Raw genomic sequence first — 17,584 nt, forward strand, 5'->3', positions numbered from 1 at the left:
GTTCTGGTGGGTGAGGTGAGATTCCTCATCAGACCTCGGAAGAGCATTTTTGTCACCAGTAATCTGGTGGTCTACAAAAAACAGGAAGACGGCGTAAATATTCTTTCTGGTGAGAACGAACTTAAGAGCGGAGTTACTAGCCGCCGGTAATCAGTGAGATCATCAAAGTACATCACGGTGGCAAACGCTATTCCGCTCAAATCAAAGCAGCCGCAGGGCCTTAGCCCCGGTTGAAAAATCAATCCAGAACCAGCCCGCCAACCGCTGAATAGTAGGGTGCGGACCCATGTGTCCGCCCGCCGGGTGACAGGGAGAAAAGACACGATGCGTGTCTGATGCCGTTTACCATTTGGTTACAGAGTACAGACCTGCCAGGATAAACAGAAGAAAAGTCACGATACGTGCTTTGAAAAGGAAGTTATGCACTGTGACCAGGCCTCTCAATTTCTCATTCGAATCACAACGGGCGAAATCAGAAATCATCGACCATGTTTTCAATTCACGCACATTAAGAAGTTCATCCGACTTACTGATTACCAAGTCTGCATTTCGCGCATGCCGACAGGCGATGGAAAGACAAATCTGGTCAATGACAGTGAAAAGAAAACAAAGTCCAAAGGCAGTCAATGTAAGAAGCATTGTCTGACTCCTGATACAATCTATCTTTACTGCTGAGCCTTTTTGTTGATGTCACCAAAAAAGTTCCAGGGTTTCTCCACGGCTTTTTTTACCTTTCTGGTCTGGGGATCAATCCAGACCGTCGCGGCAAACTTTTTCGTCTGATCAGTCAAATCAAGTTTCAATAAGCCGGCGTCCCATTGCAGTTTTTTGAGAATCGGGGTGGCACCTTGAGAGCTGAATGCACCATTCGTAAACATCCACGGGTTTTTGATATGCGCCCCCAGCCTGGTTGAATATTCTTTCATCAACAGTTCGCTGGAAGGCAGCGCTGACTGCAGCAATGTGAACCCCGAGATATCCTGTTCAAAACGAGATGTCAGGTCAGGGGATGCTTTATTGGGATCACGCTGCAGTAAACTCTCGCACCAGTCGATGCGATGGCCTATGAGACTAAAGCCCAGAATCCTCTCGTTCAACTCCAGATAAGCATCCCGTTCGGGGCCCGCCCAGATCAGGCCTGATTGGGGATCGGAGAAGACAACCACAGGAATAGTCTGCTTTCGGGAGCCATGCTTCAGTTCATAAACGGCACGTTTTCCTTTGATCATCTCAGGTGACTCAGCACCTGATCGCAGTAATGGGGCCTGTGTATCTTGCCAGTTCACTGTTAGCTTCTTGGGGACATTCACCGGAAACCCGAGATACTCCTTCGTCGGTGAGTTCTCCTGTTGCGCGAACAGTCGGTCCAGAGGTCCGGCTAATAAGGCCCCCAGAAGAATAGACGCACTGAGAAAATGGGAAAAGCTCATACTACTTACTCCTGATAAAACAGGGAGAAATAGAAAACGTGTCAGGCTTCAATAATGGAACCCATCGCAAGCCTGCGTCCCAATTAGCCCCTCAATCAGGCACCACAGCCCCTTTCCAGTTCTTCTTCAGCTGAGCCGACAGTTGTTTCACCACCTGCTTCTGGTCCGGTTGACCGGCGATGTTCTCGTTCTCGGCGCCGTCCTGCTGATGGTCGTACAATTCGCGGTCGACGACCTTGCCTGACTTGCGGTCCTGCCATTCGGTGTAGCGGTAGCGATCCGTTTTCATTGAATAACCCATCACGCGTCCCCGTGGATACTGGCTGAAAGCGGCCGGCTTCCAGGGACGCTGCGGGTTGCTTAACAACGGTTTGAAGCTGGTCCCTTCCAGGTGCGTGGGCAGGGGGAGCCCCGCTAAATCGCAGAGTGTCGGGTAGATATCCACAAACTCCACCAGGGCCTCGCTGGTTTTTCCCTGCGCCTGCATACCCGGTGCCCGAATAATGAGCGGCACACGGGTGTCGTTTTCAAAGTTCGTATGCTTGCACCAGCCGTTGTGTTCGCCCAGCTTCCAGCCATGATCGCCCCACAGAATCACAATCGTGTTCTCATCCAGTTCCAGCCGCTGCAGTTCGTCCAGCACTTTACCAATGTTCGCATCAGTGAAACTGACGCAGGCATAGTAACCGTGCCGCAGCTGGAGTTGCTGCTCATCAGTCAGATCCCCTTTGGCCGGCATGTCAGAATAGTTCCGCAGTTCTCCCCAGTTGGTCAACGCGATTTTCGGTGCATTCTTAGGCGGGAAGCGGTTCTCCGCCAGTTTGATCTGCCTGCGGTCGTAGAGATCCCAGTACTTCTGCGGCGCCACAAAGGGGAGGTGCGGCTTCAAAAATCCGACCGCCAGGAAGAACGGCTGCTGACTCTGTTTCAACTCCCGGAGTGATTTAATCGCTCGCTCGGCGATCGCCCCGTCGCGGTACTGTGCGTCCGGCACATCTGCCATCTCCGTAGCGGGACCCCGCGTCAGCTTAGAACGTTGCCGCCAGTTCATTTTTTTTACGTCGAGTCCTTTAGTCCGTTCCCGAATTCCCGCCAGCGTCTCAGGCAATTGATATCCTCTGCCTCTGACCGTGGGGTAGGCATCCCATGACGCCTTATCGTTCAGACTCCCATGATAGATTTTGCCCATCCCGATCGACTTGTAACCATGCTTCATGAACTGCTGCGTCAGCGTCACCACATCGGGCACCGTCTTACGGAAGTGCGTATCCAGATCGTAGACCTTGGTGGAATCGGGACGCAGCCCGGTCATCAGGCTCGTTCGTGAAGGCGAACAGACCGCCTGCTGGCAATAAGCCCGGTTGAACAGCAGACCACTGGCCGCCAGCTGATCAATGTGCGGACTCTGAATATGTGACGCACCATAACAGCCCAACTCGGGCCGCAGGTCATCCACGGCAATGAACAGCACATTCGGTTTCTCGGCGGCTGTCGAGAGGCGCTGGACCATACCAAAACAGAGGGCAAACAGGCTGAGTAGAAAAAAGGGCCGCAGTCGCATCGAGGTCATCATGGAAGCGCTCCTGGACAGGAAAAAATAATGGATATCTGACGGACATAATATCTCTCTGCCGCGGGGGAAATACAACATCGCGTTCTGAATTCAGTTGAGTATTTCAAATGAAGCATCTCCCGGAAAGAGGCATTCTCATCTGCTGGAAGACTTAGGGAGCCCGATTTTCATTTCAGGCTGGTTTTGAATAACGCAATAAGGTTTAATAAAGGGCAGGGCTGGATGGTAAATCTCCAGAACCTTAAACAGAGCAAGGCATCGACAGACAGGGAGTTTATGAGCACCTCAACGAAACTGACGCGACGTGAAATGTTACAACGTTCGGCTCTGGCAGGAGCGGGCCTCTGGCTCGGGGCACACACGGCCCAGGCTGAAAGCACCTCACCCAACGAGAAGCTCAACATCGCCTGTATCGGTCTGGGGAACCAGGGGAACGCGAACCTGGGGCTGGTCTCCAGCCAGAATATTGTCGGCCTGTGCGACGTCGATTCCGCCCGCACCGACAAATACCAGGCGAAGTTCCCGAAAGCGAAATCCTTCGCCGATTTTCGCGTCATGCTCGATAAGCTGGAAAACGAGATCGACGCCGTCGTTGTGACGACTCCCAACCACACCCACGCCACCATCGCTATCAACGCCATGCGACGCGGCAAACACGTCTACTGCGAAAAGCCGCTGGCCCACTCCATTCATGAAGTTCGCGAAATGCAGCGCGTGGCCCGTGAGGAAAACGTTGTCACCCAGATGGGCACACAGAACCACGCCGGTGAAAATTACCGGCGGACCGTCGAGCTCATTCAATCTGGAGCCATCGGCGATGTGCAGCAGGTCCACGTCTGGTTTGGACGACCGGGAGGCTGGCGGCGTTACAAGCATGTCGTCGATCGTCCTGCAGAACCGCAGCCGATTCCTAAAACCCTGAACTGGGATCTCTGGGTCGGTCCGGCGCCGATGCAGAATTTTCATCCCTGTTACCATCCCCACGACTGGCACTACTGGTGGGACTTCGGCAACGGCACGCTGGGGAACATGGGCTGTCACTACATGGACCTGATTTTCTGGTCGCTGGATCTACAGTATCCCCACGCGGTCGAAACCAAAGGACCTGAGCTGCACCCCGACTCCACTCCGTTCTGGCTCGACTGTCACTGGCAGTTCCCGGCTCGGGGATCGAAGCCTCCCGTCGAGGTGATCTGGTATCACGGACGCAACACCCCGGAACCTGTTCTCGAACTGGGCGGCCCCGAATGGGCGGCGGGAATCCTGTTTGTCGGCACCGATGGCATGCTGGCTGCAGATTACGGTAAGCGCGTATTGCTGCCCGAAGAAAAATTCGCCGGCTTCAAAGCACCGCCGAAAACGATTCCACCGGCAATCGGCAATCATCGCCAGGAATGGTACGAAGCCTGTAAAGGCAACGGCAAAACCAACTGCCACTTCGATTACGCAGCCCCATTAACGGAAACAATCCTGCTGGGCAATCTCGCGTTCCGCGTCGGCGAGAAAGTGGAATGGGATGCAGAGAAAGGTGCTGCCACGAATACCGACCAGGCCGCGCAATACGTACAACGCGAATACCGCAAAGGATGGACACTCTAAGATGCCGCTTTATAGATTGAAGTCACACATGAAATCACTACTACGAACTATCGCACTCCTGATGCTGGCACTGTTTGCAGGGACCGAAACATCCCTGTATGCAGGTCCCGCCGTCACCCTGGAAGTCAGCGCCGGCAAACACGATCGGCAGCAGACCGTCATCAGTCTCCCCGTACCTGAACCACTTCAGAATCAGAAACAGCTGACGCTGGTCCGCCTCGATGACGGCAAGGAAGTTCCGGTTCAGATTGATGCCTCGGGTTCCGAACGGACACTGGTCTGGATTCTCAGCAAACCACTGCCCGCAGGCACCTCGCGTCAATATCGCCTCCATGCGGCGCAATTCACAAAGCCTGCCGATCAGGTTACCGTCGTCGATGACGGCAGCCATTTGAATGTCAAAGTCGCTGACAAGCCGGTGCTGACCTACAATCACGCCATCGTCAAGGCTCCGAAACGGGATGAGTCTTACTACGACAAGAGTGGCTACATTCATCCGCTCTATACGCCCTCCGGCAAAGTGATTACCGATGACTTCAACCCCGATCATGCCCACCAGCACGGCATCATGTTCTCCTGGCGAAAGATCCTCTTCGAAGGGCGGGAGAACAACGGTTGGGACCAGAAGTCCAAACTGGGCAAAGTCGCTCACAGCCAGGTCAATTCATTCACCGGCGGTCCTGTGTTCGGCGAAATTGATACTTCCATCGAACACATCGACCTCACAAAAAAGACCGGCCCCGTGACGATGCTCAACGAAAACTGGAAGGTCCGCGTCTATGCGCTGGAGAAACAGTTCCTGTTTGATATCGTTTCTGTGCAGAAGTGTGCGACCGAAAAACCGGTCACCATTGATAAGATCCATTACGGCGGCATGACCATTCGTGGACACGCCGACTGGCATACGAATCATGGCTACGATTATCTGACCAGCGAAGGCAAGAACAAGACCAACGGCAACCAGTCGCGGCCACACTGGGTCGAGATGTATGGTCCTCTGGGCGACGAAACCGCCGGGGTGGCGATTTTCAGTGCACCGACCAATTTCCGGTCGCCGCAACCGGTGCGACTGCATCCCACGATGCCTTATTTCTGTTTCGCGGTCGCTTCGCTCGATCCCTTTGATATCCAGTCGGGCCAACCCTATGTCTCACGCTATCGGTTCTACGTGCATGACGGTAAGCCCAGCCAGGAAGTGGATCAACGCTTATGGACTGACCTGGCCGAGCCGCCTGAGGTCAAAGTGATCAGCGGTCCTTAATATTGTTGATCCCATCACGCGCATAAAAAACTGGCCCGAACAGGGATTCGGGCCAGTGACGTGACTGAAGTCAGATTGTGACTACTTGATCGACTTGATCATGTTTTCAATCTCTTCTGCGTTGTATTTGTCAGACGCGATCTGCAGGAACAGGAATGTCGCTCCGGTTTTACCCGGGAAGACACCCATGACCTGGTGAAACCTCTTGTCGTTCTTATCCGTGCCTTCGGCGAACGTAAATTCGACTTTTTCACCGTTGATTTCGAATTCTTTCTGTTCCGTTTTATCGATCTTCAGTTCCCGCTGGTTCTGATTCTGTTGTTTCAGGTTTTGACGGAACTCTTGGTTCATGTCGACCATGCCATCGTTTGGCATACCGAAACTCATCAACACCAGGCCGCCATCTTTCTCTTTTTCCTCGTAGATCGCCATCAGGATCTTTTTGCCGATCACATCCGCCGACATGCCCATCTGGGGAACGAAATATTCGGGAATGTTGATCGTGGCAATCTCATTCTGGATTTCGGTGATCTCCTGTTTGTTCTCGGTGACCTTGGCTTTCACATTGCGTACGGCATAAAAGATACCGCCGCAGCAGAGCAACATGCCGATGCCCCCGAGCGCCAGCAGGATGAGCAGAATCTTGACCCCGGAGCTCATCCCCGGTTTGGGGGGAGCCGAATATTCTTCCGGTTTGAATTGATCATCGTCTGCGTAAAAATTGTCATCGGACATCGTCGCTTATCCTTTATTCCGGCTGGCGGAGCGAAAACTGTGTCGAAAACAGGCGATATCGAGGGAATACCACAAGGGGGTGACCGCCTGATGACCGTCAGTCTATAACGAATCGGGCAGGGAAACGAGCGAAATTCAAATCCGGATCACAAAAATCGGGAGAATTATTCCCAGTCCTCGGCTTCCTGTGCCGCCAGACGACGCTCTTCGTCACGCCACTGTTTCTGCAGCTTACGACGTTCGCGCTTGCTCAACCCTTTCAGCTGTTCCGGATCATGATTCAGGTCGACGCGCGTTTTCTTTTTGACCGTCTTAGACCGTTTGCTCGAAGTGGGCTGCTGTTCTGACGGTTGCTCGCCTTGAGACTCCGGTTCGGAAGTTTCATCGACCGTTTCCGATTCTGGTTCAGGATCGGGCTGTTTCACGGCCTTTTTCTGCGCTGCTTTCTGGGCCGCTTTTTCGGCTGCTGCCTGTTTCGCAGCTTCCTTTTCAGCCACTTTCTGTGCGGCCTTTTCTTCCGCAGCTGCTTTGGCTGCCTGTTTCTTCTCAGCTGCAGCGGCCGCCTGTTCCTCTTTCAGTTTCGCTTTTTCTGTGCGTTCCTGTTCCAGACGTACTTTCTCGGCCTGTTTCTGTTCTGCCCGTTCTTTCTGTTGTTGTTCTTTTTCCTGCAGACGTGCTTTCCGCTGCAGAGCCCGGGCAACCCGTTTCGCTTTGCCGCGAATACGACGTCGATACAGATATCCCTTCGCCGCATGCTTGAAGCGGGAAGGAGCCTTCTCGGGCAGATCCACGGAATGATACAGCAGATGATGTGTATGCAGCAGCAGGCTGGTAAACAGACACCAGTGAGCGAAGTAAAACAGCCCCGCGTCGATCATGTGATGCCAGGCCTCGCCCGGAATCAGGTTATCGGTAAACTGGAAGGTCAGACTCAAAACATAAGTGGCCCCTGCCACAATCAGCAGGTTTAGCCCCGCCCGGTCGCCACGCATTTCCAGGTACGCCATTAACGCCACCGTACACCCGAACGCCAGGGCTGGTGCCAGCCAGGCCAGCAGACCCGTATGTGGTCCCCAGTCAAACAACCGCAGTTCAATCACAGTCTGAGCCCAGACGGTGTGCAGCTGTGTCGTCAGGCACAGTGCGAGTAGAAACAGACCGCAGGCAATCCATTTCCAGAGCCGGTATCGTCCGGAGAAATCATGCAGGCTTTGAGTCCGCAGGGATGCGATCAGCAATGCCAGCTGCCCGGTCATGAACAAGAGGCCGCCTCCCAGTACGGGGAGCAGGGGACTCTGTTTCAGTGACAGCAAGCCAGAGAGCGTTTTTCCTTCCGGCGGAAGTTCTGCCCGATAAAAGTCAGCCGCGATCAGCCCGGAAAAACAGAGCAGTACCGGCAGGTAATAGAGCGCAAGCTTCCAGCGACGCGGAAAGATCAGTGTCCGTAGCGGATACTGTCCCGCAGCGAAACGATGCGTGCGCGCAAGTCGAGGGGAATCTGAATCGTCATTCGCGTTATCGAGCGATTCAGAACATTCCGACGCCAGTCTGCGGCGTCGGCGTTCATCCATGGAACGAGAGCCGGCAAATCCAGTAGACATTGATGCTCTTTGTGATCCTTCAACGAGATCTTTGTCGTCTATTACAAGAACAGTGTTGTTGAGAACGATGAGTCACTAAGAGTGACAACGGTCGGCAGAGGCAGTAATCAATCCTTTGATCGCCAGATCCCCGACATGACCGCATCGATGGTGACTCCATTTTCATCGGTATTCACGAAATTCCGGCACGAGTTCAGATTTGTAAAACACCGACTGTTGCAGGTGATACTGAAAGCAAATGCCGTGCGTCCGTTTTTATCGCCAGCCGTTTCCTGATGCGAAAACTCTTCCCGAAACCCCCAGATTACCGCAGTTCTTTCAGAAGGGGGTTTTCACTGGTGTCATGGGGCGGGGAAGATCTGAATCAGGGTAAATACTGATATGGAAATGGTTTAAAAATGTCCGAGTTTCTCGGTGCTGTTTAGTCCTCAGCCCATTCCACAACAGATATAATGAGGCATCCGCCTCACCAACTTTGCGATTTTTAATAAACGGAGTGAATGAAAATGCTGTTCAACTGGAAATCAGGTCTGTTGTTCTGCCTGTTACTGATATCACTGTCTGCCGTGTCAGCTGCTGAAGTTCCCACTGCTGCGATCTCTTCTGAGGCGGGCATCGTGATTCGACTGAAGCAGCCTCAGGCAACATTACAGAGGATGACCCAGCTCACGAGTCAGGTCGACGAAGCCATCAGTGGTCTGCTGGCTGCCAACGTGCGAACCGTCGTGGGGCGTTCACTCTCAAATCCGACCTGGGAAGGCGTCGACCCGGCACGGACGATCAGCATTGGCGTCTTTCTGCATGCCGAACAGGATCCGGGCTTGCTCTTCATTGTTCCTGTGAATGACGCCGCTGCCTGCAAAGACGCACTGGGTGAAAAATATCACTCGGCTTTGCAGGAGAAATGGCTGATTTACAGCGAAGACCAGCAACTCGTCGAACAGGCACAGGCCAGTCTCAAGCAGTCGGATCAGTCGTTCGAATCTCAACTCAGCCCGGCTGCGAAAGGTCTGTTTGATTCCGGTGATCTCTCGGTGTATCTTAATCTAAAGAAGATGGTCCAGATCTATCAGGCTCAGCTCAAACGGGCCGAGGGACAGGTCGATCGCAGACTGACTGAACTCGCCAAAACCATGAACGCGGCGCCCGGCGTCAATGCAAAACCGATTCTCGGTCTCTACTCGACGCTGGCGAAAGGCTCCCTGCAGGCCGTCAAAGATTCGCACGCTTATACCACCACATTTCAGTTTTCGGAGCAGGGGGTCGGCCTGTCAAGCCTGTTTGAGGTCAAACCCGATTCCGAAACCGATCAACTGTTTCAGTCCAATCCGCCTCAGCCGTTAAATCAGCTGGGACATTTTCCCGCACATCAACTGGCTTACATCGCTGGTGCCGGCAATGCGGATGCGCTGATTACCTGGGGTATGAACATGACCGCCCAGATGTTTGATGAAACACAGCAGAACGCCGAAGCCAAAGAGAAGTTCACGGAGATCGTCAAAGAAATCCGCAGCCTCAAGTTCGGCAGTTACTACTTTTCCTTCGAACTGGGCAAACTCGCAGATGGCGTGATGCATGCCTACACGGTTTCCGAAGTCACTCCGTCGGACAAGCTGCGGACTCTGACGCATCAGATGATGCAGATCATGCAGAATATCTCACTGCCCGGCATCAAGCAGGAAATCACTTTTAAGCCCGATGCAGAACAGGCAGGTGGTATCCCCGTTGACCTGACTGTCATCAAGCAGGAACTCGATCCGGCGTCCGATCCGCTGCAGATCCAGAAGCGGATGCTCGAAATTCTCTACGGCCCCTCCGGGATCACCAACCGCATGGCGTATCCAGAAGGGAAGGTCCTGCAGGTTATGGGGGGATCTGCCTCGATGCAGAAATTCATGGAAGCCCTCAACGCGCCGGAGAAATCGTCGCTGACCGCGCAAAACCAGCCCGCCTTTCAAAAAGCCCGCGCCCATGGTGCGGAAAAGGCGAATCTGGTAGCCCTCGTCGATGTCTCAGGCACCGTGATGCGGATTCTGAATATCTTTGCTGAGAGCCGAAAGCAGACAGGGCCCTTTGCTGAAAAACAGATCCGGGAACTGGGCATCCAGGACTCGTATCTGACCTTCAGCCTGACTACCGGAAAACAGTCACTCAGCACGAAAACCTATATTCCGGTTGAGAATCTGCAGAACGGGTTCAAAGTTTATTCGCTGATTTCCCGTCAGAAATAAGACAGGCACTCTCTTTTGTGGAAAAATACTGAAAAAATGTCGCCCTGCTTTTGAGTGGGGGACTCTGTTCGTAAGTTTTTGTGAGTAAATAGATTACAGATCTCCCGGTGGGGCGGCACAGATCCGGAATGTTCCGTTTCACCGGGGAATCCGTAAAACTTCTCTTGAAAGAATCGACATTTTTCCGAAAACTGTCAAAAATGAGCGAACCTTTGTCAGGGCATTGTTGTCATACTGGCAGAGGGATACTCCTGTTACTCATCATAACTGGTTTATCCGCTGAATTACCTGTGAACGGCTTGTGTCCGTTTTTTTCTTATGAGGCACGAGCCTCTCTTTTTATAGTCTCTTTCTCTGCGGTTTAACGCAGGAGGTGCACTGATGATTTTTTCTAAACAGAATCGTCGTTTCGTCGTCAAAGCAATTAACAACAGCGTGTTTGTCAAAGCAGCAGCTGTCGTGAAAGCGATTGATGTCGTCCGTGCCGCCCTCCGTACAGATGCGTTAAGCCCTCTAAGTGGAGAACGATTGTCGGAATCCGGTGGTATGCCGGGGTCCTCCCCGATGGGTTGGCATTGTTGTTGTCAACATCAACCCACAATGCATCTGCTCTATCAAAGATATATGCAGATAACGGGAACCCCCCTGACCACCGTGACCGGAACTGCTTCGTAAGCAGATTCCTGTTCCCTGCTTTTTAGCAGAAAATCGTTTACTCAAAGTGGTTGGTTAAAACGCGACAGCCTTTTAGCTGACCCTGCCACATTCACTGGCAAACGTAGCACGTTGGGCCCCTGGTGACCTGTGAAAGCGCACCCGCTTTTTCTCTGGTCTCGCGGCTGATTCAAACGCTGTTCCGTTTCTGGTTTGCATGTGCTTAACGAACCACTTTGAACTTCAATGAATTCAGAGTCCTGATTCAGGGACAGAGAAGAGATACTACAATGGAAGATCAGAACTTAATCGAGTTAGTTACGGCTGCTCAGAATGGAGATCGGGACGCCTTCGGTTCACTTGTTGTTCAATTTGAATCTACGGTCTTCGCGATCGTAATGAAGCGTCTGCGTAACCACGCTGAAGCCAGTGAAGTCACTCAGGATGTCTTCATCCAGGCCATGCGGAAACTGTCACAGCTGAATGCACCGGAGCGATTCGGTGGCTGGTTGCGGCAGATCGCCGTCCGGATGTCGATCAATCGAGCCGTTCGTCGGCCTAACGAATGCATTCAGAGCCCGGATACCTTCATCGTCCTGGACGATGAACCGGAAAACCCGCTGGACAAACTGCTGGAAAGCGAGCGGGCTACTGAACTGCGTGGCGGACTGGAATCGCTGGGTGAAGTCGACCGTCAGACCCTGATCTCATTCTACTTTAAGGGCCAGTCCCTGAAGGAAATGAGTGACGAGTTCGATCGGCCCATCGGGACGATCAAGCGTCGACTGCACACCGCACGTAATCGTCTGCGGGAAGCACTGTTGGACGTCCAGTCCGTATGAGTGACGTTCATGAAAGGAATCGAACCACGCCTGTGGAGGCCCGCCTCTGCAGGCGTTTTTTGTTGCGCGACTCCTGGCTTAAGGGAGTTCCAGGCCTGCGCGTCTCAGCAGGGATGTCAGCTCCATCAACGGAATGCCGGTAATCGCCGAGTGGTCGGTTGATTCGATCGATTCAAACAGGGCAATGCCCCGGCTTTCGATCTTATACGCTCCGGCACAGTTCCAGGGTTCGTCATATTCGACATACCGCCGCAGCGCTGCTTCATCCAGAGCGCGCATCGTGAGCCGCGTGTGGTTACAATGAACTTCCTCAAACGCCGGGCCCAGCACCGCGATCGCCGTGATCAGTTCGTGACTGGTCCCCTGCAGTCGCATTAATTGTTGAACCGCCCGTTCGTTGGAACCCGGTTTCCCCAGCACATCTCCTTCGAAGGAAACCAGTTGATCACCGCCGATAATCAGCGCCGTCGGGAAACGCTGCTGAACCTGGAACGCTTTCTCCAGCGCCAGCCGTTTGGCCAGTTCTGCGGGAGGCAGTCCAGCCTGCTTCAGAATGTCTTCATCGACCTGCGGATCCTCTTGTTCAAATGGAATCCCCAGACGCCGTAACTGTTCCGCGCGATAAGTTGAAGTGCTGGCCAGAATGAGTTGCATAGTACGCATTTCTTAAATCGGGAGATTTCTTTTCTCTAGTGGTCCGTTTAGTTAGGACGCTGCGCATAAACCTGTCGAGGGGAGAGACACTGATGAGGACGATCCCATTCCGCAATCGCTGCCAACTCACCCGCGGGACTGACGATCGCGACTTCAGTGATTTCGTCTGTCTCAGGTAACCTTTCCGGAGGGCCGGTCAGTTTCTGCCCCAGGCTGATGGCTCTCAATTCCCGTGCATCGCACTGGTAATGTGGTAGATGGGGAACGGCTTTGATCGGCGGTTGCAGATTGGCAGTGATCACTTCCAGAGTCGGCGGTTCTTCGAGACTCAGCGCTGACTCCAGCTTGAATTCCCCAATCTGTGTGCGTACCAGCGAGGTCATCGTGGCGCCCACGCCCAGGTCTTCACCCAGGTCGCGTCCGATCGAACGAATGTAAGTTCCCGAACCGCAGACAATCCGCAGTTGAAAACGGGGAAACTCAAATTTCACGATTTCCAGTTCATAGACTTCGACCGGGCGAGGCTCGATTTCAACGGTCTTACCCTGGCGGGCCAGATCGTACGCCCGTCTGCCATTCACATGGACTGCAGAAAACTGTGGCGGAGTCTGTTTAATGGAACCACGATAAGTGGGCAGTAAGCGTTCCAGCTGTTCCCGTTCGATCACCGGACAGTCCGGCGTCTCGACGACTTCGCCCGTGATATCGTCGGTGTCGCTCCGTTTTCCCAAAACGAATTCGCCGATGTATTCCTTGGGCTGATCCTGCACAAAACGGATCAACCGGGTTGAGGGACCGACGCAGAGTACCAGCACTCCCGTCGCCAGGGGATCGAGTGTCCCTGCATGGCCGACTCGGGCCGGGCGGACCAGCTTTTGAAACTGGTTGACCACCTGGCGAGAGGTGACGTCCTCGGGTTTATTAACGTTCAACAATCCAGAGAGTTGCAGGTCTGCTTTCGAAAGAGAACCGCTCATCGGGGAAAGTCTCCCTGTTCTGATACTTTTCGGAATCAGACACGCGCCTCTGTCAGGAAACAGAGACACGCACTTTCTGCTGATGATAATTCAGAGCCGCACTGACGAACCCGGCAAACAGCGGATGCGGGCTGACCGGCTTGGACTTGAATTCCGGGTGGAACTGAACTGCAAGAAACCAGGGATGATCCGGAATTTCGACGATCTCGACCAGGTTCCCGTTGGGACTGGTACCGGTCGGAATCATACCCCCTTCGATCATCTGCGTACGGAATTCAGGATTGAACTCGTAACGGTGACGGTGCCGCTCGCTGATGGAGTCTGCACCGTAACAGGTGTGTGCCTTGGTCTCTTTGGTGATGATGCAGTCCTGGGCTCCCAGTCGCATCGTGCCCCCCTTTTCGGTGATCTCTTTCTGTTCTTCGAGCAGACAGATCACCGGGGCGCTGGTTTCGCTGTCGAATTCCGTGCTGTGGGCACCGGGCAGTCCCAGAACATTCCGGGCAAATTCGATCACCGCACACTGCATACCCAGACAGATTCCGAAGTAAGGAATCTTGTTTTCGCGGGCAAATTTTACGGACGCGATTTTGCCTTCGATGCCACGTTTTCCAAAACCGCCGGGAACCAGTATCCCGTCGACGTTGGAGAGCAATTTCTCAGCACCCTGACGTTCGACTTCTTCCGCTTCGATCCGCTTCAGCAGAATGCGGGTATTGTGATGGAAACCGGCGTGGAACAGCGATTCGTAAATCGACTTGTAAGCATCTTTGTGATCGATGTATTTTCCGACAACGGCGATAGTCACTTCGTGCTCAGGATTTTTGACGCGGTTCAACAGGGTCCGCCAGTTCGTCAGATCCAGAGGCTCGGCGTCGATCTGCAGTTTGCGGATGATGAGCTTATCCAGCCCGTCATCTGCCAGACCCTGGGGTACTTCGTAAATCGAATATTCGGTATCGACCTCTTCGATGACCGCCCCTTTTTCGACGTTACAGAACAGTGCGATCTTATCCGCGTGATCTTTGTCCATGGGACGTTCGGTTCGCACGATGAGGACGTCGGGCTGAATCCCGATCTGCCGCAGCAGGCCTACACTGTGCTGAGTCGGTTTGGTCTTCATTTCTCCCGCCGCCTTGATGTAAGGCAGGAGCGTCAGGTGGATGAACAGGCAGTTTTCTTTGCCGATATCCAGCGGAATCTGACGGATGGCTTCGAGGAAGGGCAGACCTTCGATGTCGCCCACGGTTCCCCCGAGTTCGGTGATGACCACATCGACATCGGAGCTGGCCAGGTTGTAAACCGATTCTTTGATTTCATCGGTAATATGCGGAATGACCTGTACGGTCGCTCCCAGGTATTCACCCCGGCGTTCTTTTTCAATCACGCGCTGGTAAATCTGCCCCGTGGTGTAGTTGGATTTGCGGGAGAGCGGGCTGTTGGTGAACCGCTCATAGTGACCCAGGTCGAGGTCGGTCTCTGAACCGTCATCGAGTACGTAAACTTCACCATGTTCGTAAGGATTCATGGTGCCGGGGTCGATGTTGATGTACGGATCGAGCTTCTGCATCCGGACCCGCAGGCCGCGCTGTTCGAGCAGCAGACCGATGGAAGCCGAGGTCAGACCTTTCCCTAAAGAACTGACGACGCCGCCGGTGACAAAAATGTGTTTTGTGGTGTGTTTGGTCATTTCGCTGTCTGTTGTTTGAGCTGTCATTAATCTTTGCTGCATGATATGGAAAGCTATGCGAAATTGCACGCTTTAATCGGATGAAAAGCGAGCAGGACTGCCGGATCTCAGTCGCCACTCATGAATATTCTAACACGTCAGGCCTGCAGGGGAATTCCTGAAACCGAACCGGGGGTTGATCTTTAACTGTTGATCAATAAGCGACTTACTGCAATCTAATTCGTTCCCTGCTGATAGCGGCTGACGAACCGGGCGTAATCGTCCGGGGTATCGATGCCTACGGTGGGATGAGCGACAGTGCCGACCTGAATCTTTGCACCCGTTTCCAGGGCCCTGAGCTGCTCCAGTTTTTCCAGCTGCTCCAAAGGAGTAGGAGAGACTTTGGTGAGTTCAAGCAAAAATGGTCGACGGTAGGCATAGAGGCCCAGGTGCAATAACCAGGGGCTCTCTTCGGGTAGCAGTGTTTCGGGAGCGACGTCGCGTGTGAAGGGAATCGGCAGGCGACTGAAGTACAGCGCCGAGCCATCCTGTCTGCAGACGACTTTGGTACAAGAAGAATCCTGTAACTGATCCAGACTGCGGATGGGCGTTGCCAGCGTCGCCATTTCGGCTTCCGGGGAGGACTCCAGCAGGTCGATCAGCTGGTCGATGAATTCAGGCGCGATTTCGGGTTCGTCTCCCTGGATATTCACCAGGATATCCGCATCGAAGAGTTCTTTTTCAGCGACTTCGGCAATCCGGTCGGTGCCGCTGGGATGCTCTCCCGTCAGAAATGCCTTGCCGCCAAAGCCATGTACGGCTTCCAGAATCTCCAGACTGTCGGTCGCCACGATCAGGCGATCCAGCCGCTCGGAGCGGGCTGCTGCCTCCCAGGTATGCTGAATCAGCGTCTGCCCGGTTTCACTGAGTAACAGTTTTCCGGGGAGTCGCGATGACTCGAGTCGGGCGGGAATCACGCCGCACACTGGCACGTGCACACCTCCTGTGTCTGAGAGAACGGCTGGCTGAAAAAATCCTTAATTGGCCCAATGTATCAAGCCTGTCTGACTCTGCAAGTGGGAGCCGGGGAAATTCGCGCCATTCCCTTAAGGAAACTGATTGTGAGTAAAATCAGGCTGGGCTTGGATCAGAAATGAAGTTCTGATATGGTTCCTCGCGAACAGATCTCGTTCCCCCCATACGCCAAAACAGGATACTCAGATGGAGCATGGATTTTTAGGCTATCGCTCAACATTCATGTTGGATTTTGTGGTCTCGGCACTGTTGCTGATTGTCCCACTTCTCTTATTCAGCCTCTACGCAGTCAAAATCAAACATTACTTTGCGCTGCACAAAAAGCTGCAGATTCTGCTCGGGGCCGTCCTGCTGGTGGCTGTGGCCGCCTTCGAAGTGGATGTCCAGATCATGCACGGCGGCTGGCAGAATATCGTGAAACAGCGCGAGGTCCCCCTGACACCCGAACAGTTCGACTATGTTCGGAACGTCCTCTACGTGCACCTGCTGTTCGCCGTCAGCACCCCCTTCTTCTGGGCGACGACGCTGATTCTGGCGCTGAAACGCATTCCCAATCCGCCCGTACCCTGTGCGCACAGCAGCCTGCACAAAAAACTGGGCTGGATTTCGACGATCGATATCACGCTGACGTCGTTGACCGGGTTGTACTGGTACTACGTCGCGTTGGTTGCCGGGGGGTAAGGGCAGGCAGGTCGCTTACGATTTTTTACGTGCGCGAGACAGAGGTCCTTTAGCGGGTTTGCTATCATCTCCGTCGTCCGAGCCTTTTGCCAAAACACGGGCAATGGCATCCAGGAAGACGTCCATTGCGAAAGGCTTCCGCAAGTAGTCGTCGACTCCCAGCATCTCGGCATACGCTTTGTGCCGACCACCTTCGTTGGCGGTGATCATGATCACCTTGGGGGGAGAAGGTAGAGACTTGAGGGTTTCCAGCACGGGGAACCCTCCCATTTTAGGCATCATCATATCGGTGATGACGAGATCGGGATTCTCGGTCTGGGCGAGCTTCTGCCCTTCCAGTCCGTTCGGGGCCACGATGATGTTATAGCCCGCAGATTTAATCACACCACTCAACGTGCTGGAAATCTCGCGGTCATCCTCGATCAGTAAAATTTTGTAATCAGTTGACATGGTCGTTTTCATTCCCTGGAGAAACGATGCGTTTCCCGCAACTCCTGTTTTTCAAAGTGACTCAGCGCCACGTACTCAGACACTCCGGTCTGAGATATATGGTAGAGCTCGAACTCGGGATTCTCAAGGCAGTTGCATAAAACTGTTCTGATTCTTCATCTTTCATTCGTGAGCTGTGTCGTATTATACCAG

At 53.5% G+C, this 17,584-nt stretch carries 15 protein-coding genes; 6 read left to right on the forward strand and 9 right to left on the reverse strand.

The genetic code is table 11. The features are described from left to right. Positions 1-665 precede the first annotated feature (665 nt). Together RID21_RS06190 and RID21_RS06195 are read right to left on the reverse strand one after the other, a co-directional pair. On the reverse strand, positions 666-1,430 hold the full coding sequence (locus tag RID21_RS06190; protein ID WP_350187776.1) for a hypothetical protein: 765 nt from the start codon (positions 1,428-1,430) through the stop codon (positions 666-668). A 91-nt stretch (positions 1,431-1,521) separates the two neighbouring features. Next, positions 1,522-3,003 (reverse strand): sulfatase, encoded by a 1,482-nt coding sequence (locus RID21_RS06195; RefSeq protein ID WP_350187778.1) that lies wholly within the window; start codon positions 3,001-3,003, stop codon positions 1,522-1,524. 276 nt (positions 3,004-3,279) lie between these two features. Between RID21_RS06195 and RID21_RS06200 the strand changes: the two genes are divergently transcribed. Together RID21_RS06200 and RID21_RS06205 are read left to right on the forward strand one after the other, a co-directional pair. Beyond that, positions 3,280-4,602, forward strand: a complete 1,323-nt coding sequence (locus tag RID21_RS06200) for a Gfo/Idh/MocA family protein (RefSeq protein ID WP_350187780.1) — start codon at positions 3,280-3,282, stop codon at positions 4,600-4,602. 28 nt (positions 4,603-4,630) lie between these two features. Next, positions 4,631-5,863, forward strand: a complete 1,233-nt coding sequence (locus RID21_RS06205) for a DUF6807 domain-containing protein (RefSeq protein WP_350187781.1) — start codon at positions 4,631-4,633, stop codon at positions 5,861-5,863. An 81-nt stretch (positions 5,864-5,944) separates the two neighbouring features. Here RID21_RS06205 and RID21_RS06210 read toward each other — a convergent pair whose 3' ends face one another. Together RID21_RS06210 and RID21_RS06215 are read right to left on the reverse strand one after the other, a co-directional pair. Continuing rightward, positions 5,945-6,598: a hypothetical protein gene (locus RID21_RS06210; protein ID WP_350187782.1), complete on the reverse strand. Its 654-nt coding sequence runs from the start codon at positions 6,596-6,598 to the stop codon at positions 5,945-5,947. A gap of 164 nt (positions 6,599-6,762) precedes the next feature. Beyond that, complete coding sequence (locus tag RID21_RS06215; RefSeq protein ID WP_350187784.1) at positions 6,763-8,199, reverse strand: hypothetical protein; 1,437 nt, start codon at positions 8,197-8,199, stop codon at positions 6,763-6,765. A gap of 506 nt (positions 8,200-8,705) precedes the next feature. On the opposite strand from RID21_RS06215, the gene RID21_RS06220 reads away from it, so the two are divergent. The 3 genes from RID21_RS06220 (at position 8,706) to RID21_RS06230 (ending at position 11,926) form a co-directional block, all read left to right on the forward strand. Next, positions 8,706-10,430 carry a hypothetical protein gene (locus RID21_RS06220; protein WP_350187786.1) on the forward strand — a complete coding sequence of 575 codons (1,725 nt, stop codon included), beginning with the start codon at positions 8,706-8,708 and terminating at the stop codon, positions 10,428-10,430. A 381-nt stretch (positions 10,431-10,811) separates the two neighbouring features. Next, positions 10,812-11,105, forward strand: a complete 294-nt coding sequence (locus tag RID21_RS06225; protein ID WP_350187788.1) for a hypothetical protein — start codon at positions 10,812-10,814, stop codon at positions 11,103-11,105. A gap of 269 nt (positions 11,106-11,374) precedes the next feature. Then, positions 11,375-11,926: an RNA polymerase sigma factor gene (locus RID21_RS06230; RefSeq protein ID WP_145041608.1), complete on the forward strand. Its 552-nt coding sequence runs from the start codon at positions 11,375-11,377 to the stop codon at positions 11,924-11,926. Positions 11,927-12,004: 78 nt separating this feature from the next. Here RID21_RS06230 and RID21_RS06235 read toward each other — a convergent pair whose 3' ends face one another. The 4 genes from RID21_RS06235 to kdsB form a co-directional block, all read right to left on the reverse strand. After that, complete coding sequence (locus RID21_RS06235; RefSeq protein WP_350187790.1) at positions 12,005-12,580, reverse strand: Maf family protein; 576 nt, start codon at positions 12,578-12,580, stop codon at positions 12,005-12,007. A gap of 47 nt (positions 12,581-12,627) precedes the next feature. Continuing rightward, positions 12,628-13,557: a tRNA pseudouridine(55) synthase TruB gene (truB, locus tag RID21_RS06240; RefSeq protein WP_350187792.1), complete on the reverse strand. Its 930-nt coding sequence runs from the start codon at positions 13,555-13,557 to the stop codon at positions 12,628-12,630. 52 nt (positions 13,558-13,609) lie between these two features. Continuing rightward, on the reverse strand, positions 13,610-15,274 hold the full coding sequence (gene pyrG / locus RID21_RS06245) for a CTP synthase (protein ID WP_350187794.1): 1,665 nt from the start codon (positions 15,272-15,274) through the stop codon (positions 13,610-13,612). Between the two features lie 188 nt (positions 15,275-15,462). After that, on the reverse strand, positions 15,463-16,218 hold the full coding sequence (gene kdsB, locus RID21_RS06250; RefSeq protein ID WP_350187795.1) for a 3-deoxy-manno-octulosonate cytidylyltransferase: 756 nt from the start codon (positions 16,216-16,218) through the stop codon (positions 15,463-15,465). 229 nt (positions 16,219-16,447) lie between these two features. Here kdsB and RID21_RS06255 point away from each other — a divergent pair, with 229 nt between their 5' ends. Continuing rightward, positions 16,448-16,942, forward strand: coding sequence for a DUF420 domain-containing protein (locus tag RID21_RS06255; RefSeq protein WP_350187797.1), 495 nt, complete (start codon positions 16,448-16,450; stop codon positions 16,940-16,942). Between the two features lie 15 nt (positions 16,943-16,957). Here the strand turns inward: RID21_RS06255 and RID21_RS06260 are convergent, their stop codons facing one another. Beyond that, the gene (locus RID21_RS06260; protein ID WP_145186334.1) at positions 16,958-17,392 is read right to left on the reverse strand and encodes a response regulator transcription factor; all 435 of its coding nucleotides are present in this window, start codon (positions 17,390-17,392) and stop codon (positions 16,958-16,960) included. Positions 17,393-17,584 lie beyond the last annotated feature (192 nt).

Source organism: Gimesia sp. (assembly GCF_040219335.1).
Classification (GTDB): Bacteria; Planctomycetota; Planctomycetia; order Planctomycetales; family Planctomycetaceae; genus Gimesia.